Annotated in this window: 17 protein-coding genes and 2 tRNA genes; 13 read left to right on the top strand and 6 right to left on the bottom strand. The window is 34.3% G+C overall.

The features are described from left to right. From SOM12_RS09920 to SOM12_RS09905, 4 genes are all read left to right on the top strand, one after another. Positions 1-1329 (top strand): HAMP domain-containing sensor histidine kinase, encoded by a 1329-nt coding sequence (locus SOM12_RS09920; protein ID WP_320493328.1) that lies wholly within the window; start codon positions 1-3, stop codon positions 1327-1329. A gap of 105 nt (positions 1330-1434) precedes the next feature. Beyond that, a complete protein-coding gene (locus SOM12_RS09915) occupies positions 1435-1635 on the top strand; it encodes a hypothetical protein (RefSeq protein WP_248729350.1) in 201 nt (66 codons plus the stop codon). A 160-nt stretch (positions 1636-1795) separates the two neighbouring features. Beyond that, the gene (locus tag SOM12_RS09910) at positions 1796-3031 is read left to right on the top strand and encodes a metallophosphoesterase (protein ID WP_320493327.1); all 1236 of its coding nucleotides are present in this window, start codon (positions 1796-1798) and stop codon (positions 3029-3031) included. 73 nt (positions 3032-3104) lie between these two features. Beyond that, positions 3105-3407, top strand: a complete 303-nt coding sequence (locus SOM12_RS09905) for a thioredoxin family protein (RefSeq protein ID WP_008466807.1) — start codon at positions 3105-3107, stop codon at positions 3405-3407. Positions 3408-3431: 24 nt separating this feature from the next. Here SOM12_RS09905 and SOM12_RS09900 read toward each other — a convergent pair whose 3' ends face one another. After that, positions 3432-4073 (bottom strand): polysaccharide deacetylase family protein, encoded by a 642-nt coding sequence (locus SOM12_RS09900; RefSeq protein WP_320493326.1) that lies wholly within the window; start codon positions 4071-4073, stop codon positions 3432-3434. Between the two features lie 97 nt (positions 4074-4170). Continuing rightward, positions 4171-7452 (bottom strand): DUF2723 domain-containing protein, encoded by a 3282-nt coding sequence (locus tag SOM12_RS09895; protein WP_320493325.1) that lies wholly within the window; start codon positions 7450-7452, stop codon positions 4171-4173. Positions 7453-7697: 245 nt separating this feature from the next. On the opposite strand from SOM12_RS09895, the gene SOM12_RS09890 reads away from it, so the two are divergent. After that, a tRNA-Gln gene (locus tag SOM12_RS09890) sits at positions 7698-7768 on the top strand. 109 nt (positions 7769-7877) lie between these two features. Then, a tRNA-Gln gene (locus SOM12_RS09885) sits at positions 7878-7948 on the top strand. 99 nt (positions 7949-8047) lie between these two features. Here the strand turns inward: SOM12_RS09885 and SOM12_RS09880 are convergent. Further along, on the bottom strand, positions 8048-8854 hold the full coding sequence (locus tag SOM12_RS09880; protein ID WP_095927940.1) for an AraC family transcriptional regulator: 807 nt from the start codon (positions 8852-8854) through the stop codon (positions 8048-8050). Between the two features lie 62 nt (positions 8855-8916). Further along, positions 8917-10338, bottom strand: a complete 1422-nt coding sequence (locus SOM12_RS09875; RefSeq protein WP_320493324.1) for an aldehyde dehydrogenase family protein — start codon at positions 10336-10338, stop codon at positions 8917-8919. A gap of 318 nt (positions 10339-10656) precedes the next feature. On the opposite strand from SOM12_RS09875, the gene SOM12_RS09870 reads away from it, so the two are divergent. Beyond that, positions 10657-10824 carry a hypothetical protein gene (locus SOM12_RS09870; RefSeq protein WP_172426839.1) on the top strand — a complete coding sequence of 56 codons (168 nt, stop codon included), beginning with the start codon at positions 10657-10659 and terminating at the stop codon, positions 10822-10824. 79 nt (positions 10825-10903) lie between these two features. On the opposite strand, the gene SOM12_RS09865 is transcribed toward SOM12_RS09870, so the two are convergent. Further along, complete coding sequence (locus tag SOM12_RS09865) at positions 10904-11728, bottom strand: universal stress protein (protein WP_095927938.1); 825 nt, start codon at positions 11726-11728, stop codon at positions 10904-10906. Between the two features lie 174 nt (positions 11729-11902). Here SOM12_RS09865 and rimP point away from each other — a divergent pair, with 174 nt between their 5' ends. The 4 genes from rimP to SOM12_RS09845 all read left to right on the top strand — a co-directional run bounded on the left by rimP (position 11903) and on the right by SOM12_RS09845 (position 17234). After that, a complete protein-coding gene (gene rimP / locus SOM12_RS09860) occupies positions 11903-12367 on the top strand; it encodes a ribosome assembly cofactor RimP (protein ID WP_172426838.1) in 465 nt (154 codons plus the stop codon). 19 nt (positions 12368-12386) lie between these two features. Beyond that, the gene (gene nusA, locus SOM12_RS09855) at positions 12387-13640 is read left to right on the top strand and encodes a transcription termination factor NusA (protein WP_095927936.1); all 1254 of its coding nucleotides are present in this window, start codon (positions 12387-12389) and stop codon (positions 13638-13640) included. A gap of 58 nt (positions 13641-13698) precedes the next feature. Continuing rightward, on the top strand, positions 13699-16575 hold the full coding sequence (gene infB, locus SOM12_RS09850) for a translation initiation factor IF-2 (protein ID WP_095927935.1): 2877 nt from the start codon (positions 13699-13701) through the stop codon (positions 16573-16575). 149 nt (positions 16576-16724) lie between these two features. Next, complete coding sequence (locus SOM12_RS09845; protein ID WP_320493323.1) at positions 16725-17234, top strand: DUF4920 domain-containing protein; 510 nt, start codon at positions 16725-16727, stop codon at positions 17232-17234. Between the two features lie 129 nt (positions 17235-17363). Here SOM12_RS09845 and SOM12_RS09840 read toward each other — a convergent pair whose 3' ends face one another. Further along, complete coding sequence (locus SOM12_RS09840; RefSeq protein ID WP_320493322.1) at positions 17364-17753, bottom strand: SPOR domain-containing protein; 390 nt, start codon at positions 17751-17753, stop codon at positions 17364-17366. Positions 17754-17973: 220 nt separating this feature from the next. Between SOM12_RS09840 and SOM12_RS09835 the strand changes: the two genes are divergently transcribed. Next, positions 17974-19308 (top strand): c-type cytochrome, encoded by a 1335-nt coding sequence (locus SOM12_RS09835; RefSeq protein ID WP_320493321.1) that lies wholly within the window; start codon positions 17974-17976, stop codon positions 19306-19308. A 32-nt stretch (positions 19309-19340) separates the two neighbouring features. After that, a complete protein-coding gene (locus tag SOM12_RS09830) occupies positions 19341-22391 on the top strand; it encodes a TAT-variant-translocated molybdopterin oxidoreductase (RefSeq protein WP_320493320.1) in 3051 nt (1016 codons plus the stop codon). Positions 22392-22397 lie beyond the last annotated feature (6 nt).

Below are 22397 nucleotides of genomic sequence, written 5' to 3'. Positions count from 1 at the left end.
GTGAAAATAAAACATCAATTAGCTATTTTTAACGCCTTGACCAGACTGCTGGTCATTTTGGTTTTATGGCTAATGCTTCCAATTTTGGTAGAAAATGTGGTGTATCATCACATTAATAATACACTGCTAGAGAAAAAGAAAAAATTTATTGAACATCTGAATAAGGAAGAAATAAATGATTTTATAGAAAATCCAGACGATTCAACCGATGCTTTTTCTGAGTTTTCGACACTTCACAGCGAATTTTTGGTTTTATCCAGAGTTTCCATAAAACCACATCAGAAAAAAACAACTTTTAGTAACGAATATCGAAAAATAGAAGGGGAAGAAAGCGAGTATCGAATCCTGCAGCATCATTTTACGTATGAAGGCGAAGATTATCAGCTTGAAATAGGAAGTAGTTTGAGCGAGGTTAATGATCTGACTTTTGCGATTAAACTTTTCATTATCATTGTTTTTGTGGTAATTCTTCTGATTACTTTTTTGGCCGATACTTTTTATATCGAATATCTTTTAAAACCATTTTACAAAATTATCGATACCAAAATCAGGCGTGTAAACGAGCCAGAAACATTTGATCATACTCCAATAAAAGCAACTTCAAGAGATTTTAGAGAATTGGATTTTGTTTTAAATCAAATGATGGATAGAATTACTGAAGTTTTTAAAAAGGAAAAACAGTTTATTTCGAATGTTTCGCACGAACTTCTTACTCCAATTGCACTTCTTAAAAACAAACTTGAAAACTTGTTGCAGAATGAATCTTTGGATGATCATGCGATTGATAAGATTGCAGGTTCTTTGAAGACATTAGATATGCTGAAAAAAATCATTAATAATTTACTGTTGATTTCTAGAATAGATAATAATCAATATGAAGCAAATGAAGAAATCAATCTTAGAGAAATTGTTATTGATTTGCAGGAAGATCTTCAGGATCGAATTGAGGATAAAGATATTCAGTTTATGAACGAAATGGAAAATGATTTTGTTTTTATAGGAAATAAAACCCTAGTTCATATTCTTATTTATAATCTCGTAACCAATGCTATAAAATACAATAAGCCCAAAGGAAAAATAATTATAGAAGACGGTTTTGTAGAGGAACATTATTTTATTTCGGTAAAAGATTCAGGAATAGGAATGGACGAATCGCAACTTGAGAAAATATTTAGCCGTTTTGCGAGAATTAATTCAGATCAAGAAGGGCAGGGGCTAGGCCTTGCAATTGCACAAAGTATTGCTTCTTTTCATCATATTCAAATCAAAGTTAAATCGGCTTTAAATCAAGGTACAATTTTTACGTTGTTATTTGAAAAAGCCAATTAAAAGTTAAAATTTTCTGTAAGACTTTTTCTTCATTTTGTCTTCATTTTGCGATTATATCTTTGACTTGTAAAAATGAAAATAAACAATCATAAAAAATTTAAAGTCATGAAAAAATTAGCAATTTTAGCAGTAGCAGTTTTAGGAACATTCTCAATGGTAAACGCACAAACAACTCCAGCGCCAGCGCAAACGAAAGAAGTGAAAGCCGCTAAACACGATAAAAAAGCAGAAAAGAAAGCAGACAAAAAAGCTAAAGGTGAGAAAAAAGCAGAAGCTGCAAAAACAGAAGCTCCAAAAGCAAAATAAAACGAGACTTTAGGTCTTAGAGTAAATAGTTTTAAAGGTTGGTAGGTTAAAGCTGAAAGAGCCATCTTTCAGCTTTTTTATTTTAACAGCGTTAAATTTTTTATAATAAAAAGAAATAGAATTTTCATTCTTTGTTACTTTGTTTAAAACTATAAATTAAATGATCTTTCGTTTTATAATTCTATGCGCTCTTTTATTATTTATTGAGTTCTATTCTTATCAGGCTTTTCGAACTTTAATCAAAGCACGTTGGGTTTTGATTGGCTATCAAGTTATAAGCTTGCTGGTTTTAATTTTTATTATCTATTCTTTTTCGCAGGTAGACCGATCAGTTGGTCAGACTAGGCAATTTATGTTTACTACAGGTTTGATGCTTGTCGTATATGTGCCAAAAATTGTACTTACATTAATAATGTTTGGCGAGGATATTATTAGAGTAGGGGCCAGTATACTGAATTATTTTGTTTACAATACTCCTCGAAAGGAGATGATGCCCGACAGAAGAAAATTTGTAAGCCAGATTGCTTTAGGTTTGGCGGCAATTCCGTTTCTTTCTATTATTTACGGAATTTTTGAAGGGAAATATAATTTCAAAGTAATCAAACAAACCATATTTTTTCCAGATCTTCCAGATGCTTTTGACGGTTTTAAAATCACGCAGATTTCTGATGTTCACAGCGGAAGTTTTGATAATCCAGAAAAAATTAATTATGCTATTGATTTGATCAATGCACAAGAATCAGATTTGATTTTGTTTACAGGAGATATTGTAAATACACATGCCAAAGAAATGCATCCTTGGCTGGAAACTTTTAAGCGTATTAAAGATTATAAATACGGGAAGTTTGCTGTTTTAGGAAATCATGATTATGGCGAATATGTAACATGGCCATCTGAGAAAGAAAAAGACGAAAATTTCAAGGCGATTAAAGACCTTTATGGTCAGATTGGTTTTAAATTAATGTTGAATGAGCATACTTATATTCAAAAAGGTGACGATAAAATCGCTTTGATTGGAGTAGAGAATTGGGGAGTGAATTTTAAAAAAGCAGGCGATTTAAACAAAGCTTCAGAAAATGTGCATCAAGACGATTTTAAAGTTTTAATGAGCCATGATCCGAGCCATTGGGATGCTGAAATTAAAGACCATCCAAAGAATTTTCATCTGACTTTTGCTGGCCATACTCACGGTATGCAGTTTGGAATTGAAATTCCAGGTTATTTTAAATGGAGTTTGGCACAATACATTTATAAACAGTGGGCAGGTTTGTACGAAAACGTCGGAAAATACGTTTATGTTAACCGCGGATTTGGTTTTCACGCTTATCCAGGACGAGTTGGAATTATGCCTGAAATAACAGTAATTGAACTAAAAAAAGGCCGTAATGTCGCTTAATTCGTTAAAAATGCTACATTTGTATAATATTTATTTCTTTTAAGAGATTTAAAAAACTTAAATTTTTGGTTTTATGTCAAAATTTGGAGAACTAATAAATGCCCAAGTTCCAGTGTTAATTGATTTTTACACAGATTGGAATGAATCTTCGGTTTCTATGCATCCTGTTATTAAGGACGTAGCGGCTGCACTTGGCGATAAAGCCAAAGTAATCAAAATTGATGTAGATAAAAATCAGGAACTCGCAGAAGCACTTCGTATTAAAGGACTTCCCACTTTAATGATTTACAAAGAAGGACAAATGATCTGGAGACAATCTGGAGAGCTTGATGCTAATACTATTATCGGAATTGTTCAGGAACAATTTAATGTCTAAATAACTTCTTTTAATTGATGTTATTTAGTGAATAATATCAAACTTATATCCGTTTTCTTTTAAAAAATGCAGTGTTCTAGGCAGGGCAAATCTTAAATTTGGAGAAGCCTTAATACTGTCATGAAAAACAATTACGCTACCTGATTTTACATTTTTCGTTACGTTTTCAAGACATTTTTCTGGCGTAATACTTTGATCAAAATCAGCACTTAAAACATCCCACATTACAATCTTATAGCCTAAGCTTCTAAGAATTTTAGACTGTGCTTTTTTAATTTTTCCATAAGGAGGACGAAATAATAAACGGTGAGGGGTTTTCTCTTGCTCGTCTAAAATAGCGGCGCAGTTTTGTACATTCTCAATATATTCATTCGTGTGGCTTTTCCATCCATTAACATGATTCATGGTATGGTTTCCAATTGAATGTCCGTCGGTGATTAACTTGTCAAACAAAGCCAGATTGGCTTTAATGTTTTTTCCGATACAGAAGAAAGTGGCTTTAGCATCAAATTTTTTTAATTCAGATAAAACCCAGTCTGTAATTTCTGGAGTAGGGCCATCATCAAAAGTGAGGTATATTTTCTTTTCGTTGTTAGGAATATCCCAGCAATATTTAGAAAATACCTTTTTGATAAATGCGTTAGTTTTTACCCAATAGAAGCTCATTTTGAATTAAAATTACAATAGTATAAAATTAAAAAATGCAGCGCTATTTATCAAACAGCGCTGCATTTTTTTAATAAGTAAGATTTACGTATATTAATTACTCTTTTTCACGTCCAAAACGCTCGAAAACATTTACATAAGTGTTAAACGTAGTTTTGTGCTGGTTGTAAAAAGCATTGTCTTTATTGTCGTCCATTACGTGTAGCAAGCTTCTGTAACGTTCAATATCAGTAATAATGTCTACTGCTAAAGAAGTTTGGTCAGAAGGAGGCAATGTGCTGTAATAGTTTAGATTCTCTTTATATTTCTGAACTAATTTATTTAAAAGGTCTTGCGCCTTAGCTTTTTCACCAACTTTATAATAACCATCTCCAAAAGCTTCAACTAATGAATAATAACCATATTTGTCTAAAGGCATTTTGGTCATTGCTAAATTGATTATGTTTTTGGCTTTATCAATTTTGCCTTCAGCAATAAGCTCGTTCATTAATCTCGAAAGATTCGTACGGTATGTAATACTGTTTCTTCTAGTTTCAGGATCGTGATAGATTTTTTCACTTTCGCTATTGCCCCAATCCCATTTCATTACAATATCATACATTTTATCTGCATCGATTTGTCCCATATCTAATGGTCCTCCATCTTTAGAAGGAGTGTTTTTTACTGGAACCAATTTGTAAACCATTCCGTCCAATTGCAGATAATCTTTTAGCCATAAATAATCTTCATCATCAAAAGCACCACCACTAAAATAGATTGGTCTTTTCCAGTTGTTATTTGCTAAGATATCAAGCATCATTAAACGGTTTTTGTATAATGCGCTTCCTTTGATATCAATGTCTAAATAAGGAACAATAGAATCATAATATTTAGGATTAACTACTTTATTTTGAATAATAGTGTTTTTGTCAACATTCACTCTAATCTTGTTTGTTGGGTAGAAATGGATCGTTTGTCCGTTTTGTAAACCAACAGTCGATTTAGGGTTTTTGATGAAATCGATAAAATCTTTAATATTCCAGCGTGTATCAATTTTCTGAATGTAAGCTGTGTAATCCAAGTTATCTCCTACATATTGGCTGTGTACAAAAGAAATAGGCAACGGATTTGATTCGTAAGACTTCGCTTTCATTTGATCAATATACCAATCTGTCATAAATAAACTTGTATTTACAATCTTCACATCGGTTCTAAAATGCTCAATTTCCTGCGCGTACCAAAGAGGGAAGGTGTCGTTGTCTCCAATGGTAAATAAAATAGCATCTTTATCGCAAGAACTTAAATAAGCTTTTGCCATAGCAACTGCTGTATATCTTCCAGATCTATCGTGATCATCCCAGTTTTGAGAAGCCATTAAAACAGGAGCTGCCAATAAACTTCCAGCAATAATTACTGGTCCAGCAATTTTTGGAGCCAAGTATTTCTGCAGACTTTCATAAAGCGAATAAACACCAAATCCGATCCAGATGGCAAAGACATAGAAGGAACCTACCAGAGCATAATCTCTTTCACGAGGTTCAAAAGGTCTTTCATTTAAATATATTTTTAGTGCAATTCCTGTAAATAAAAACAAAGCCAGAAGAACATAGAAACTCTTCAAATCTTTATTGGCATGGTACATAATACCAATTAATCCTAAAATAAACGGAAGGAAATAATAAACATTACGCCCTTTGTTATTTAATACATCAGAAGGTAAATTGTCTTGAGAACCTAAATGAACAGAATCTAAAGCTTTGATCCCGCTAATCCAGTTTCCGTCAAGATTATCGTATTTACCTTGAACATCGTTTTGGCGTCCAACAAAATTCCACATTAAATATCTCCAGTACATATATCCAAATTGGTATTCAAACATAAAACTGAAGTTGTCTGCTGTAGAAGGTTTTTCGATAAGTAAATACTCGCCGTAGCTTCTTAAGAATTTTACGTAACCTTCGTTGTCAATTTGTTTTTGAGCGTAAGCTTTTCTGAATTCAGAAACTGTTTTTTCAACCTCATTACGCAATTGAGCCGTAGCTTTATTGTATTCATCTTCGCTTAATTGGCTAGCATCGATTCCGTATTTTGCCAAATCTTCATCATAATTGTAATTAGGATTGATTCGGAACTTCGGAGGATTTGTAAAGTTGATGTAGTTTTGAATGTGACCCGTTTCTGTACTCCACATTCTTGGCAGAATTGCTTTCTGGTTATCGTCAGAATTTTGTTCTGCATTCTTATAATTATTGGTAATAATATATTTACCTGTTTTATAATCTCTTTCGTAGTTTGGTTTTTTGTCTAAATAAGGTGTTTTAGCATCAAGACCAGCAAAAAGTTCCGTGTATTGAGGTCCGTAAAACAAAGGATTTACACCATATTGCTCACGATTGTAATAAGCTAAAACCTCAGTAGCATCTGATGGTTTGTTTTCGTTAATAACGGTATTCGCATTTGCACGAACAGGAAGCATTAACCAAGTTGAGAAACCAATCAGGATAAATAAAACACATAATATAATAGTGTTGTAGAATATTAAACCTTTTTGTCTCGTGTATTTTAATCCAAAATAGAAAAACGCAATAAATACTAATGCAACAAAGATAGTCCCTGAATTGAATGGAAGTCCCATGCTATTCACCATGAAGATTTCGGTTTTTCCGAAAAATGCCATAGTCAATGGAAGAAGTAATTTAAAAATAAATAACAAGATTCCGATAACAACTACATTGGCAATAAGGAAGTTTTTTATGGTAACCTTTTCGTAATGTTTGAAATAATACAAGAATCCAATAGAAGGAATAGTCAAAAGAGCCATGAAGTGAACTCCAAACGAAAGACCGATAACCAAAGAAATAATTAAAAGCCATTTGTTTCCTTTTGGTTTGTCCATGTCTTGCTCCCAACGTAAACCAAGCCAGAAAAGCAATGCGATTAATAAAGATGCCATTGCATAAACTTCGGCTTCTACTGCGTTAAACCAAAAACTATCAGAAAACGTATAAGCCAAAGCCCCAACAAAAGAGCTTCCTAAAATAACAATCGAATTGTTTTGGTCAATTTCTGCAAAACGAGCCACAATCTTTTTTAAGATCATAGAAGAAGACCAGAACATAAATAATATGGTAAATGCGCTAGAGAAAACAGACATCATGTTAACCATTAGAGCCACATGTTGAGCATCTATTGCAAACATTGCAAAAAATGCACCCATCATCTGGAAAAGTGGAGCTCCCGGTGGGTGACCTACTTCAAGTTTAGCTGCGGTAGCAATATATTCTCCGCAATCCCAAAAGCTCATTGTAGGTTCTACTGTTAATGTATAAGTTATTAAAGCGATTGCAAATGCAAACCAACCAATAATTGTATTCCATTTATTGAAATTGAATTGTGCCATATTTAGGTGTTAAAAATTTGAGTGTTTTTCTATCCTACAAAGAAAATGTTTTTTTATGTAAAGAAACGAGCATTAACAAAAAATTCTATAAAACTATCGGGAAAGAGCAATATGTTGTTTATGAGGAACTTCTATTGTTGTTGGGGATTTCAAACGGAGAAAAATTAAAAAAAATGATTTTTTTTGGCCAAAAAGTTTGCACAAACTAAATAAAGACTTAAATTTGCACTCGCTAATAGCACTGCTGGTCTATGGTGTAATGGTAACACTACGGTTTTTGGTGCCGTCTTTCTAGGTTCGAGTCCTAGTAGACCAACAGAAAAGTCTCTCAGAAATGAGAGACTTTTTTTTATTTAAAAAAGTTTTGCTTAAAATTTGCATAAATTAAATAAAGTTTTAATTTTGCACCCGCTTAACCGCACTGCTGGTCTATGGTGTAATGGTAACACTACGGTTTTTGGTGCCGTCTTTCTAGGTTCGAGTCCTAGTAGACCAACAGAAAAGCCTCTCAGAAATGAGAGGCTTTTTTTATGCCGTAAATTTAAAATGAGTGGTTGTTCTTTTTAAGTGTTGATTTTGAATCGCCTTGGTCTTTTTATTTGTGATTTAAAGAAGAGGGAACGATTCCGAATTTCTTTTTAAATGAAAATGAAAAATGTGAAAGATCCTCAAAACCAACACCAATATATACTTCTGATGGCGGATTTCCTTGGCTGATTAAATAATAAGCTTCCTGAAGTCTTTTGTTTAAAAGCCATTTTCCGGGCGTTTGTTCAAATACTTTCTGAAAATCTCTTTTAAATGTTGCTAGACTTCTCCCTGTAAGATAGGCGAATCGATGCATTTGAACATTAAAGTGGAAGTTTTTGTTCATAAAAGCTTCTAGATCAATTTTTCCAGGTTCATTAAAATCAAATAAAATGTCTTTTAATTCAGGATTTACTTTTAATAAAAGATGAATAGCTTCTTTGATTTTTAAATTGAATAAAGCTTCGTTGTTTTCTTCGTCGACTTCTAAATAGGATATCAGTGATTCCATAAAAGATTTGTAGAGTGGGTTGGGAGCTAATGAGAACATAGCATCTGTGTCAGCTTTCTTATCTGCTTTTATGTTGTGCTCTTTGCTAATCTCCCTTAAGATTTCTTGATCGAGAAAAAGAGAAATGGTTTTGAATTCTCCTCCTTCGGGCGGAATCTTCGTAAACTTGGCCAAATGATTTCTTCTGCTAAAACGGAAGTCTCCTGGTTTTGAGTGAAAAGTATTTTGATTGTCTGTAACGATCATTTCGCCAGAAATCTGATAGCTAAAAACATGTTCGGGTATAAAATGTTCTCCTTCTCGGCTTCGTGAGTAGTAGCAAGAGTAGAGTATTTTTGGCTTTGTATGTGTTTCTGTGCTCATATTGTAAAAATACTAAAAGATCTGGAAATCTTTAAACAGAAAGATTTCCAGATTAATGAGGATTATTTTGGCTGAATTAATGCTCTTGGTTCTAAGTATGCTTCTAGGCCAAGTGTTCCAAATTCGCGTCCGATTCCTGATTGTTTAAATCCTCCAAAAGGAGCCATCGGGTCATGGCCGATTCCGTTAACTTGTACGCGGCCAGCATTAATTTGTGATGCGACGGTATAGGCTCTTTTTGAATCTGATGAACTCACGTAAGCCTGTAATCCATAAGTGGTGTCATTCGCAATTTCGATTGCTTCTTCTTCGGTTTTATAAGTAATAATAGATAGAACAGGTCCAAATATTTCTTCTCGTGCAATACGCATTTGATTGTTTACGTTGGTAAAGATTGTAGGTTTAACAAAATTTCCGTTTTCTAATCCTTCTGGTTTTCCTAATCCTCCTATCAGTATTTCTGCGCCTTCATTAATTCCGGTTTGGATATAATCTTGAACGCGATTGTATTGTTTTTTGCTAACCATTGGTCCTGCGGCTGTATTTGGGTTTTTTGGGTCGCCGACAATGAAGTTTGAAGCTATTTCTTTAATGAGAAGTTTTGTTTCTTCTAGTTTATGTTCTGGAATCAGTAACCTAGTACCTGCAATACAAGCTTGTCCGCTATTCATAAACGCTGCTCCAAGTGCAAGCGGAATGGCTTTTGAGAAATCGGCATCGTCTAGAATGATGTTGGGAGATTTTCCGCCAAGTTCGAGGGTGACTCTTTTCATCGTATTAACAGCCTCTTTTGCGATTATTTTTCCAACGTTGGTTGATCCTGTAAAAGATATTTTGGCAATATCTGGATTTCTGCTTATTTCTGCTCCAACAATTTCTCCCAAACCATTTACAATATTAAATACGCCTTTCGGGAGATTTGCTTCATGAAGACATTCGGTAATTAATTGTGTTTGTTGAGCACTCATTTCGCTTGGTTTAATTACGGTTGTGCATCCTGCTGCGATTGCGGTAGATAATTTGCTGCTGATAAAGCCGTTGCTTGAATTCCATGGGATAATAATTCCTACAACGCCAATTGGTGCCATTTGAACTTCAGATTCGCCCATTGTTTTGGTGAAGTTGTAGGTGTTAAGCAGATTGATTGTGGAGTCAAAACCTTTTATCATGTAATCGTAACTTACGCTTGCAAATTGAAATGTTCCGCCATATTCTTCTATCATTATATTGATAAAGTCGTCTTTTCTTTTTTCAATAGAAGATTTAATGTTTTTGAGGTACTGAATTCTTTCTAAGATTGTTGTTTTTGAAAAAATTTTGAATGCATTTTTCGCAGCTTCGATTGCTTTTTTGGTGTCTTCGGTATTTCCTAAAAGAACTTTTCCTAGTTTCTCATTTGTTGTTGGGCTAACAAGGTCAAAATATTCTGTTCCTTGCGGAGTAACAAATTCTCCGTTAATGTAAATTTTGTCTATTGTTTTCATGATATGTACTTTTTGATTTATTTGACAAAGTTCCGCATAAAGCTTGTTGGTAACTTTGTTGTAAGGCTCAAATAAACTTTGTTGAAAAGCTCATGAATGAGGAGTTTTTTTTTTAGAAGGAAAAAAAGCTAATTGTTTGGTTTTTGTTATGCAAATAAATATTTAAAAATGTTGTCAAATCTATCTTGGAGTTTTTCTTTAAAATATTTTTTTTATTTATTATATTGATTGTCAATGTTTTGTGTGTATTTGTTGTAGTGGAAATACTACATACTATTTCTTTGTTTTTAACTGATTAATAATTTAATAATTGAAGCTATGGAGAATTTAGATTTTACGGAGTTAACTCCTTATGAGATGAAACAAGTAAAAGGAGGGAACTGGGTTGATGAGGTCGAAAAAATTGTTAATGCTATTGGTATTGATGCTGCTGCCGCATTTCTTGGTATGACTGTGCAGCAGGTACGAGATTTACTTGGGTTGTGATAACAAATAAAAGAATGTTGTCAATTCTATAATGTTTAATTAGTAAAAAAAAGCTTCTCATTTGAGAAGCTTTTTGTATTTATATTTTAAATGTAATTACAGGTTTAACGGCATGGTTTACTAATCCTTCACTTATGCTTCCGTTAAAGAAGTGTGCAAAACCAGTTCTTCCGTGTGTACACATTCCAATTACATCAGCATCTATTCTGTTGGAGAAATTGATAATTCCTTTTTCGATATTGGTGTCATTATAAATTTGGGTTGTATAATTGGTAATGTCGAATTCTGCCACAAAATCGTTCATTGCTTTTTCGCTAACATGAGTTGGTTTAAAACTATTAGGTGTGCAAATGGTAACCAGGTGGAGTTTTGAATCAAATAGTTTCGTAAAGCTTAAAAGTTTTTCAAATGGTTTTTTTGCTTCTTCAGAAAAATCAGAAGCAAAAACAATGTTTGAGGCGTTAAAATTTGGGATGTTTTTCTTGATGACTAAAACAGGGATTTCTGAATTTCTAACTACTTTCTCAGTGTTAGAGCCAATTAATAGTTCTTCAACGCCAGATGAGCCGTGAGATCCCATTATTATTAAATCGACATCATAATCTTTTCCTATTTGCGTAATTCCGTGTATCGGTTTGTCCATTTTTACAATTTCAGTTACCGGTATTCCTTCTAAATATTCTTTTGAGGCAACTTCATCTAGTGTTTCGTTTGCTTTTTTCATAAAAAGCATAGTTTCAGGGATGCTTGTTCCGCCCACTATAGCGTCGTTAGATTGTTGCGGTAATTCGAGCATGTGTAGAAGAATGATTTCAGAATTGTTCTTTTTTGCGATTTGAGCGGCAACTCTTAAAGCGTCTTCTGCATGTTCTGAGAAGTCGGTAGGTACTAAAATTCGTTTCATGATTTTGAGGGTTAAAAATATGAATAATTACATGTTTTGATGCTATTATAAAGATACGGAATTATTTTAGAGCAATCAATTTATTTGATTTATAAAAAAAACACTATATTTGCACTGTTATTTATTAAAATCTAAATAATGAGGGGACTAAGTGTCCCCTCTTTTTATAAAATTATGACATTTAAAGAAAAAGTAAACGGATTAATTACAGAAGCTCTTCTGGAAAAACCATCAGTCTTTTTGGTTGATTTGGCAGTTTCGGATTCTTTTAAAATTAGTGTTGGTTTAGACGGTGATAATGGAGTGGCGTTGCAAGACTGTATCGACATTAGTCGTGCAATCGAGAATAATCTGGATCGTGAAGAACAAGATTTTTCTCTTGAAGTAGCATCGGTTGGAGTAGGAACGCCATTGAAAATGGTAAGACAATACAAGAAAAATGTTGGTAGAACGTTGATTGTTACCACAAATACGGAAAAAATAGAAGCAGAATTAGTAGAAGCTAATGATGTTTTTATAATTTTGTCTTGGAAAGCAAGAGAACCGAAAAAAGTAGGAAAAGGAAAAGAAACAGTTCAAAAAGAGCAACAAATACCTTATACAGAAATTAAAGAGGCAGTTGTTACGGTAACATTTTAATTTTAATTAAAAAATTCGCATGGAAAATTTAGCATTAATCGATTCATTCTCAGAGTTTAAAGATAATAAACTTATTGATCGTGTAACGCTTATGGCAATTTTAGAGGACGTATTTAGAAATGCATTAAAGAAAAAATACGGTTCAGATGAAAATTTCGATATCATTATAAACCCTGATAAAGGTGATATGGAAATCTGGAGAAGAAGAGTAATTGTTGCTGATGAGGATCTTGATTTTGAAAATGAGGAAATTACATTGACTGAAGCAAGAAAAATTGAAGCGGATTTTGAAATTGGTGAAGAAGTTTCTGAAGAAGTAAAATTGATTGATTTGGGAAGAAGAGCTATCTTAGCGCTTCGTCAAAATTTAATATCTAAAATTCACGAACACGATAATACAAATCTTTACAAGCAATTTAAAGATATTATCGGTGATATTTATACAGCCGAAGTACACCACGTACGTCCAAGAGTAGTAATCTTAGTGGATGACGAAGGAAATGAAATTGTACTTCCAAAAGAAAAACAAATTCCGTCAGATTTCTTCCGTAAAGGAGATAATGTGCGTGGAATTATTGAAAGCGTTGAATTAAAAGGAAATAAACCTCAAATTATTATGTCTAGAACTTCAGAGAAGTTTTTAGAAAAATTATTTGAACAAGAAATTCCAGAAGTTTTCGACGGATTAATTACGGTTAAAAATGTAGTTCGTATTCCTGGTGAAAAAGCAAAAGTAGCTGTTGATTCTTATGATGATAGAATTGATCCAGTTGGAGCTTGTGTGGGAATGAAAGGTTCTCGTATTCACGGAATTGTGCGCGAATTAGGAAATGAAAATATTGATGTAATCAATTATACAAACAATATTCAATTATTTATAACAAGAGCTTTAAGTCCTGCTAAAGTTTCTTCTATCAAAATTGATGAAGATAACAAAAGAGCTGAAGTGTTCTTGAAATTAGAAGAGGTTTCTAAAGCAATTGGTAGAGGTGGTCACAATATCAAATTAGCAGGTCAATTGACAGGTTATGAGCTAGATGTTATTCGTGAAGGAGATGTTGCCGGTACTGTTGCAGATGAAGACGATGTTGAATTAACAGAGTTCTCAGATGAGATCGAAGAGTGGGTAATTGAAGAGTTTGCAAAGATCGGTTTGGATACAGCAAAAAGTATCTTGAAACACGACGTAGAAGATTTAGTAAGAAGAACAGACTTAGAAGAGGAAACGATTCTAGATGTTATGAAGATACTAAAAGAAGAGTTTGATAATTAAGCAATGGCTTAGATCTGCTCTAACAACACAACGAAAAAGGTAATAATAAAAAGGTTATATGTCTGAAGAGAGAGTAATAAGAATAAACAAGGTTTTAAGGGAATTAAATATTTCGTTAGAAAGAGCTGTAGATTATCTAAAAGATAAAGGAATTGCTATTGATGCAAATCCAAATGCAAAAATTTCTGATAGCGAATTTAATATCCTTCAAAGCCAATTTGCGGGCGATAAGGGGAACAAGGAGGCTTCTAAAGAGGTTGGAGAAGAAAAAAGAAAGGAAAAAGAAGCATTACGTGTAGAGCGTGAGAAAGAAATTGAAGACAAACGCAGACAAGAAGAAGAGCGTCAAAAACAGCAAGAAATAATTAAAGCGAGAGCGGTTGTTTCGGGACCTGTACAAGTGGGTAAAATTGACTTGAATCCAAAAAAACCTGCGATTACTCCTTCTGAGGAAACGGTTAAGGCTGAAGAGCCAAAAGCTGTTGTTGCACCTGTGCAACCAGAAAAACCTGTTCAAAATGAAACAGTAAAATCTGAATCAGTTGTTTCAACTCCTGTTTCTGAAACAAAAAAAGAAGAACCTATTATTACTGAGAAAAAAGAAGTTAAAGTAGAATCTAAAGTTGCTCAGGAGCCAATCGTGTCTACTGATCCAACAACTTCAGAGGAAACTATTACTACTCAATACCAAAAACTTACAGGAACAACTCTTACAGGTCAGACAATTGATTTATCTCAATTTAATAAACCTAAGAAGAAGAAAGAAGATCCTAAAGCGGCTCAGAATAAACCTGGAGCTCCTGGTGTTGGTAATAACAACAACGCAAATAATAAAAATAAGCGTAAAAGAATTGGTCCAAAACCGGGTACGCCTGGTGCGCCAAAGCCTGCTACAGGTAATGCGGGTGGAACGCCAAATCCGAATAATAAACCAGCTCAAAATAGTGGAGGAGGATTTAATGCGAACAGAAGTCAGAGACCAGGTTTTGTAAAAGGAAACCGTCCTGCAATTGTAGCAAAAGTTGAGCCTACTGAAGAAGAAGTAAAAAACCAAATTAGAGAAACTCTTGAAAAACTTCAAGGTAAAGGAGGGAAATCTAAAGCGGCAAAATATAGAAGAGATAAAAGAGAAACGCACCGTCAGAAATCTGATGATGAGCAAAGAGCTCTTGACGAAGGAAGTAAAACGATTAAAGTTACAGAGTTCGTTACTGTAGGTGAAATTGCAATCATGATGGATGTGCCGATTACTAAAGTAATTGGAACTTGTATGTCTCTTGGTATCATGGTTACCATGAACCAGCGTCTAGATGCTGAAACATTAACTATTGTAGCAGATGAATTTGGTTATGATGTTGAATTCATTACGGTAGATATTGAAGAAGCAATCGAGGTTGTTGAAGATAGAGAAGAAGATTTAGTAACACGAGCGCCAATTGTGACAGTAATGGGTCACGTTGACCACGGTAAAACATCTTTACTGGATTATATTCGTAAAGAAAATGTAATTGCTGGTGAGTCAGGAGGTATTACTCAGCACATTGGAGCATATGGGGTTACTTTAGATAACGGACAAAAAATAGCATTCTTAGATACTCCGGGTCACGAGGCGTTTACCGCGATGCGTGCACGTGGAGCTCAAGTTACAGATATTGCGATTATCGTAGTAGCGGCAGATGATGATATCATGCCACAAACTAAAGAAGCAATTTCTCACGCACAGGCTGCGGGAGTGCCAATTATATTTGCAATCAATAAAATTGATAAACCAAACGCGAATGTTGATAAAATTAAAGAGCGTTTGGCTGGTATGAATTTACTTGTTGAAGATTGGGGTGGAAAAATTCAGTCACATGATATTTCTGCAAAAGTTGGAACAGGTGTTAAAGAATTATTAGAGAAAGTTTTATTGGAAGCTGAGATTTTAGATCTAAAAGCAAATCCAAATAAAGGAGCTCAAGGAACTGTTGTTGAGGCTTACTTAGATAAAGGAAAAGGATATGTGTCTACGATTTTAGTGCAACAAGGTACTTTGAAAATTGGAGATTATATGTTGGCAGGTAAACACCACGGTAAAGTTAAAGCAATGCATGATGAAAGAGGGCATACTATTTTAAGTGCTGGTCCTTCGACTCCGGTATCTGTTTTAGGTTTAGATGGAGCTCCAACAGCGGGTGATAAGTTTAATGTATTTGAAGACGAAAAAGAAGCAAAACAAATTGCATCTAAACGTTCTCAATTAATGCGTGAACAATCTGTACGTACACAAAGACATATTACACTTGATGAAATTGGACGTCGTATCGCTCTTGGTCAGTTTAAGGAATTGAACGTGATTCTTAAAGGAGACGTGGATGGTTCTGTTGAGGCATTATCAGATTCGTTCTCTAAGCTTTCTACAGAAGAAGTTCAGATCAATATTATTCATAAAGGAGTTGGTGCGATTACAGAAACTGATGTTAACTTGGCTTCTGCATCAGATGCAATCATCATCGGATTTAACGTTCGTCCAGCAGGAAATGCAAGACAGCTTGCAGATAAAGAAGAAATCGATATCCGTTACTATTCTATTATCTATGCTGCTATCGATGACTTGAAAGATGCAATGGAAGGAATGCTTGCTCCAGAAATGAAAGAAGAAATTTTAGGAAATGCTGAAATTCGTGAGATTTTCAAAATTTCTAAAGTTGGTTCGATTGCTGGATGTATGGTGACAGATGGTAAAATCTTAAGAACCTCTAAAATTAGAGTTATTAGAGATGGAGTTGTGGTTCATACAGGTGAGTTAGTTGCTTTAAAACGTTTCAAAGACGACGTGAAAGAAGTAAGTAAAGGTTATGATTGTGGTATCCAGATAAAAGGATTTAATGATATCGAAATTAATGATGTTATTGAGGCTTACCATGAAGTAGCAATCAAAAAGAAATTGAAATAATATTCAATTATATAATTAAAAAGTCCCAATGTGAATTGGGACTTTTTTTATTTGTGAAATTTTGAGCCAAAATTGATTTGTAATAATTTGAGATAAATGTGTATTTTAGTTTGTTCAAGTTTGATGTATTGAATTAAAAATAATGAAATATGAAAAAAGTATTTTACTCGATGATTTTGTTTATGTGTTTTTTTTCTTCGTCTTTTGCTCAAGAAGCTGTAGAAAAACTAGCTCCGCCAGCAGGCAATGCTTTCGTTGGAGATTATTATGGTGAAAATGTTTCAGAAGCTTTGATGAGTAAAGCGATTTCTGTAGGGGAATTGCAGAAAGATTTAAAAGCTACAAATAAAATAGAAAGCGTTGCGGTTAGGGGAGAAGTGACAGATGTTTGTCCGAAAAGAGGTTGTTGGATAAGCGTTAAAACGGATGACGGGGCATCTTTCTTCGTTAAAATGAAAGATTATGCTTTTTTTGTACCTACGGCAGTAAAAGGTAAGAATGTTGTTTTAGAAGGAAGTGTAGAGAGAAAAGTAACATCAGTTGAGGAGTTGAAGCATTATGCAAAAGATGCTAAAAAAACAAAGGCAGAAATAGATGCTATTAACGCGCCTAAAGAGGAAATTCGTTTCTTGGCTAGTGGAATAAAAGTGGTAAATTAAAAATTAAAAATGCGACGGTTTCTAATGAGTGAAATGGTTTTATTTTTTAGAGGATAAGTGTTTAAGATATGTTAATGAATCAAAAAAAGGCGAGATTTTTATCTCGCCTTTTTTTGTTTTTTTAATGGATTATTTTCCAGGTTTAAGTAAGAAAACGCTTTTGTATCTTTTTTTGATTTCTGCTAGGTTTCTTTCTGCTTCTATTCTGGTTTTAAAATTTCCAACAATTACTTTGTAGTTTGGAGTGCTGAAAATAATGGTTCCGTCGATATTCGAATTTTCTCTTTTAAAATCCGATAACGTTTTTTTTGCCTCGTCGCTTTTACCGCTAAAGATTTGAATTCTGTAAGTATCGTTTGTATTTATTGACGTGTTAATTTTGCGCTTTTCGTTAAGTAGCTGCTCAAATTTAGGGTCTTGGTTCAGTATTAAATTTTGATCTTGAGCATTAATATTGTGTGCGAAAGCAATCGTTGTAATTGTTAAGAAAAGGTTTTTTGAAGGACTTAAAATTCTCATAATGTGATGGTTTTTATGCAAAAATACTATTTAAAGTTTGAGTGTGAAATTTTAATATTATTTAGAATTGATATAAATTGATAATTAAGACTATTTTAAGGTTTTGAGAATAGTTCATAAGTCGTATTTTTGTGCAAGTTTTAAAAGAGGGTATAGGTTTTTACTGGATTTACTACAGAAAAAATCATACCAAAAATTAGTAGACAATTATTTATACTATATGAAAAAGGTGGGTAACCATAATTCGATCTCAAGAAAATTGCTGTTTGGCTTATCGCTAACGTTAATTTTCTCCCTAACTTCATTTGCTCAAGAAGCTGCTGCTCCGGCGGCGCCTGAGGCTGCTGCGGCTGCTCCAGCTGCAGGAGGCGGTGATCCAGCAAAAGGGAAAGAACTTTTTAATGCAAATTGCGCTGCATGTCACAAATTAGATGCTAAATCAACAGGTCCGGCCTTACGAGGAGTTGCTGATAAACATGATAAAGCTTGGCTTTATAAGTGGGTGCATAACAGTTCTGACATGATTAAGTCAGGTGATCCTGTTGCTGTTAAACTTTTTGAGGAAAATAATAAAGCGGTAATGACTTCTTTTCCTCAATTATCTGAAGGTGATATTGATAATATTATAGCTTATACTTCTCAGCCTAAAGCTGAACCAGCTGCGGCTGTGGGAGGTGGTGCGACTCCTCCTGGAACAAATGTTCAGGATGGCGCTATTTCAAATAACATTATTTTAGGAGCTCTTGCTCTTGTAATGGCTATTTTAGTTGTGATGTTGTTTATGGTAAACAAGGTTTTAACTAAAGTTGCAAACAAAAACGGTATTGAAATTGCTCCAAAAGAAGCAAGACTTCCAATTTGGAAAGCTTTCGTTAAAAACCAATTTTTGGTTTTAGTAACTTCAATCTTCTTGCTTTTGGCTAGTGGTTATTTTGTTTACGGATACTTAATGCAAGTAGGTGTAGATCAGAATTATGAGCCAATTCAGCCAATTCACTACTCTCACAAGATTCACGCTGGTGATAACGAAATCAATTGTAAATATTGCCACTCTGCTGCTCGTGTAAGTAAAACAGCTGGTATACCTTCATTAAATGTTTGTATGAACTGTCATAAAAATATTTCTGAAGTTGCTGAAACAACTGCGACTCCTGAGTACAGTAAAGCATTCTACGATGCTCAAATTCAAAAATTATATGATGCTGTTGGATGGGATAAGACGAAACAAGCTTATACTGGAAAAACACAGCCTGTAAAATGGGTTCGTATTCATAACTTACCTGACTTTGTTTACTTCAACCACTCTCAACACGTTTCTGTTGCAGGTATTGAATGTCAAACTTGTCACGGTCCAGTACAAGAATTTGAAATCATGAAGCAGTACTCTAAATTAACAATGGGATGGTGTGTTGATTGCCATAGAAAAACTGATGTTAAGATGGAAGGTAACGCTTACTATGACAAAATTCATGCTGAACTTTCTAAAAAATACGGTGTAGAGAAATTAACTGCAGCGCAAATGGGAGGTTTAGAGTGTGGTAAATGCCACTATTAATCGATTTATTAAGATTTTAATATATATATACAATGTCATCAAACAAAAAATACTGGAAAAGTGTTGAAGAGCTAGAAAATAGCTCTATTGTTGAGGCGCTTAGAAATAACGAATTTGTTGAAGAGATTCCTACTGATGAGTTTTTGGGTAACGCTGAGGCTTTATCTACATCTGGGACTTCACGTCGTGACTTTTTAAAGTACGTAGGGTTTAGTACAGCGGCTGTAACATTAGCTGCTTGCGAAGGTCCTGTTCACAAGTCTATCCCTTATGTATTACAACCAGAACAAATCATTCCTGGTGTTGCAGATTATTATGCAACTACGGTTTTTGACGGATTTGATTTTGCTAATCTTTTGGTGAAAACTCGTGAGGGTCGTCCAATTAAAATTGAAAACAATACAATTGCAGGAGCTAAATTTTCTGCGAATGCTAGAGTTCATGCATCTATCTTAGGGCTTTATGATAGTACTCGTTTGAAAGAGCCAAAGGTAGATGGTAAAAATTCTTCTTGGTCAGCTGTTGATTTAAAAATTAAATCAAGTTTGGCAGATGCAAAAGCTAAAGGTGGTCAAGTAGTATTATTAACTAACACTTTAGCGAGTCCATCTACAGAAAAATTAATTGCTGAGTTTATTGCAAAAAATCCAAACGCTAAGCACGTTGTGTATGATGCAGTTTCTTCATCTGAGGCTTTAGATGCTTTTGAATCTGCTTATGGTCAAAGAGCTTTAGTTGATTATGATTTTTCAAAAGCTTCTTTAATCGTTTCTGTTGGTGCTGATTTCTTAGGAGACTGGCAAGGTGGAGGATATGATACAGGATATGCACAAGGACGTATTCCTCAAAACGGAAAAATGTCTCGTCATTTTCAGTTTGAATCAAACATGACATTATCTGGAGCTGCTGCTGATAAGCGTGTTCCAATGACTGTAGCTGCTCAAAAGCAAGCTTTAGTTCAAATTTATAATATTGTTGTAGGTGCTTCTATTCCTGTGGCTTTAGAAGGAAACTTTAAAACTGAAGTAGTAAAAGCTGCACAACAGCTTAAAGCTGCTGGTTCAAAAGGAGTTTTAGTATCTGGAATTGAAGATAAAAATGCTCAATTATTAGTTTTAGCTATCAATCAAGTATTGGCTAGTGAAGCTTTTAGTACTGCTGGAGCGAGACAAATTAGAAAAGGTTCTAATGTTGCAGTTGCACAGTTGATTAAAGATTTGAATGCTGGAAGTGTTCATACTTTAATTATGAGTGGAGTTAATCCTGTTTACACTTTAGCTGATTCAGCTTCTTTTGTATCTGGATTGAAAAAAGTTAAAACGTCTGTTGCTTTTTCATTAAAAGAAGACGAAACTGCATCAATTGTTTCAATTGCTGCACCAGCTCCTCACTACTTAGAATCTTGGGGAGATCTTGAGCTTACAAGCGGAACATATAGCTTAACTCAGCCTACAATTCGTCCAATCTTTGATACAAAACAATTTCAAGATGTTTTATTGTCAGTAAATGGTACAGCTGGTACTTTTTATGACTACTTAAAAACAAACTCTGGAGCTTACACTGCAGGAGCTTCTTGGAATAAAGTATTACATGATGGTGTAGCTGTTCTTGGATCTTCAGCTTTGGCTGGAGGTGCTATTGATGCTGCTACTGCTGCAAATGCTGTTGCAAGATCTAAATCTGCTGGTGATTTTGAATTAGTATTATATACTAAAACAGGATTAGGAGATGGGCAACACGCTAATAACCCATGGTTACAAGAGTTCCCAGATCCAATTACAAGAGTTTCTTGGGATAACTATGTTACAGTATCTAATGCTGATGCTAAGAAACTTGGTTTATCAAACGAAATTGTTGCAAACGGAGGTTTAAATGGTAGTTATGCTACTATTACGGTTGATGGAGTTAAATTGGAAAATGTTCCAGTTATCGTTCAGCCAGGTCAAGCAGTTGGTACTTTAGGTCTAGCTCTTGGATACGGACGTAAAGCAGCTCTAAAAGAAGAAATGCAAGTAGGTTTAAATGCTTACGCTTTATATAAAGGTTTCAATAATGTTCAATCAGTATCTATTGCTAAAGCTGGTGGTGTACATGAGTTTGCTTGTGTTCAAGGTCAGAAAACTTTAATGGGTAGAGGAGATATTATTAAAGAAACTACTTTAGAAATATTCAATACTAAAGATGCTGAACATTGGAATGAAAAACCAATGGTATCTTTAGATCACCAAGAAGTTGAGGCTACTACTGTAGATCTTTGGGAATCATTTGATCGTACAACAGGGCACCACTTCAACCTTTCAATTGACTTAAATGCTTGTACTGGTTGTGGAGCTTGCGTTATCGCTTGTCACGCAGAAAACAACGTTCCAGTTGTTGGTAAAGCAGAGGTAAGAAGAAGCCGTGATATGCACTGGTTACGTATCGATAGATATTATTCTTCTGAAAGCACTTTTGAAGGTGATAACGAAAGAAAAGAAGGAATTGCTGGCTTATCTAGTTCATTATCTACATTTAATGAAATGGAAAAAGCAGGAGATAATCCTCAAGTAGCATTCCAACCTGTAATGTGTCAACACTGTAACCACGCACCTTGTGAAACAGTTTGTCCAGTTGCAGCAACTTCTCACGGTCGTGAGGGTCAAAACCATATGGCTTACAACAGATGTGTTGGTACTCGTTACTGTGCTAACAACTGTCCATATAAAGTACGTCGTTTTAACTGGTTCTTATACAACAAAAACAGCGAGTTCGATTATCATATGAACGATGATTTAGGCCGTATGGTATTAAATCCTGACGTTAACGTACGTTCTCGTGGTGTTATGGAGAAATGTTCTATGTGTATCCAAATGACACAAGCTACTAAATTAAAAGCTAAAAACGAAGGCCGTCCAGTTAGAGATGGTGAATTCCAAACAGCTTGTTCTAGTGCTTGTTCTTCAGGAGCGATGATATTTGGTGATGTAAATGATAAAGAAAGTAAAGTTGCTAAATTAGCTGCTGACGAAAGATCATACCACTTATTAGAGCATGTAGGTACAAAACCTAATGTGGTTTACCATGTTAAAGTTAGAAATACTTAGTAAAAT

The organism is Flavobacterium sp. CFBP9031 (assembly GCF_034044945.1).
Lineage (GTDB): Bacteria > Bacteroidota > Bacteroidia > Flavobacteriales > Flavobacteriaceae > Flavobacterium.
This window is presented reverse-complemented; position numbering and strand designations above follow the sequence as displayed.

Coding starts and splice junctions, on each gene's coding strand:
- infB (WP_095927935.1), top strand. CDS start 13,699: ATGTCTGAAGAGAGAGTAATAAGAATAAACAAGGTTTTAAGGGAATTA.
- SOM12_RS09915 (WP_248729350.1), top strand. CDS start 1,435: ATGAAAAAATTAGCAATTTTAGCAGTAGCAGTTTTAGGAACATTCTCA.
- SOM12_RS09835 (WP_320493321.1), top strand. CDS start 17,974: ATGAAAAAGGTGGGTAACCATAATTCGATCTCAAGAAAATTGCTGTTT.
- SOM12_RS09905 (WP_008466807.1), top strand. CDS start 3,105: ATGTCAAAATTTGGAGAACTAATAAATGCCCAAGTTCCAGTGTTAATT.
- SOM12_RS09870 (WP_172426839.1), top strand. CDS start 10,657: ATGGAGAATTTAGATTTTACGGAGTTAACTCCTTATGAGATGAAACAA.
- SOM12_RS09910 (WP_320493327.1), top strand. CDS start 1,796: ATGATCTTTCGTTTTATAATTCTATGCGCTCTTTTATTATTTATTGAG.
- SOM12_RS09865 (WP_095927938.1), bottom strand. CDS start 11,728: ATGAAACGAATTTTAGTACCTACCGACTTCTCAGAACATGCAGAAGAC.
- rimP (WP_172426838.1), top strand. CDS start 11,903: ATGACATTTAAAGAAAAAGTAAACGGATTAATTACAGAAGCTCTTCTG.
- SOM12_RS09845 (WP_320493323.1), top strand. CDS start 16,725: ATGAAAAAAGTATTTTACTCGATGATTTTGTTTATGTGTTTTTTTTCT.
- SOM12_RS09840 (WP_320493322.1), bottom strand. CDS start 17,753: ATGAGAATTTTAAGTCCTTCAAAAAACCTTTTCTTAACAATTACAACG.
- nusA (WP_095927936.1), top strand. CDS start 12,387: ATGGAAAATTTAGCATTAATCGATTCATTCTCAGAGTTTAAAGATAAT.
- SOM12_RS09830 (WP_320493320.1), top strand. CDS start 19,341: ATGTCATCAAACAAAAAATACTGGAAAAGTGTTGAAGAGCTAGAAAAT.
- SOM12_RS09875 (WP_320493324.1), bottom strand. CDS start 10,338: ATGAAAACAATAGACAAAATTTACATTAACGGAGAATTTGTTACTCCG.
- SOM12_RS09900 (WP_320493326.1), bottom strand. CDS start 4,073: ATGAGCTTCTATTGGGTAAAAACTAACGCATTTATCAAAAAGGTATTT.
- SOM12_RS09880 (WP_095927940.1), bottom strand. CDS start 8,854: ATGAGCACAGAAACACATACAAAGCCAAAAATACTCTACTCTTGCTAC.
- SOM12_RS09895 (WP_320493325.1), bottom strand. CDS start 7,452: ATGGCACAATTCAATTTCAATAAATGGAATACAATTATTGGTTGGTTT.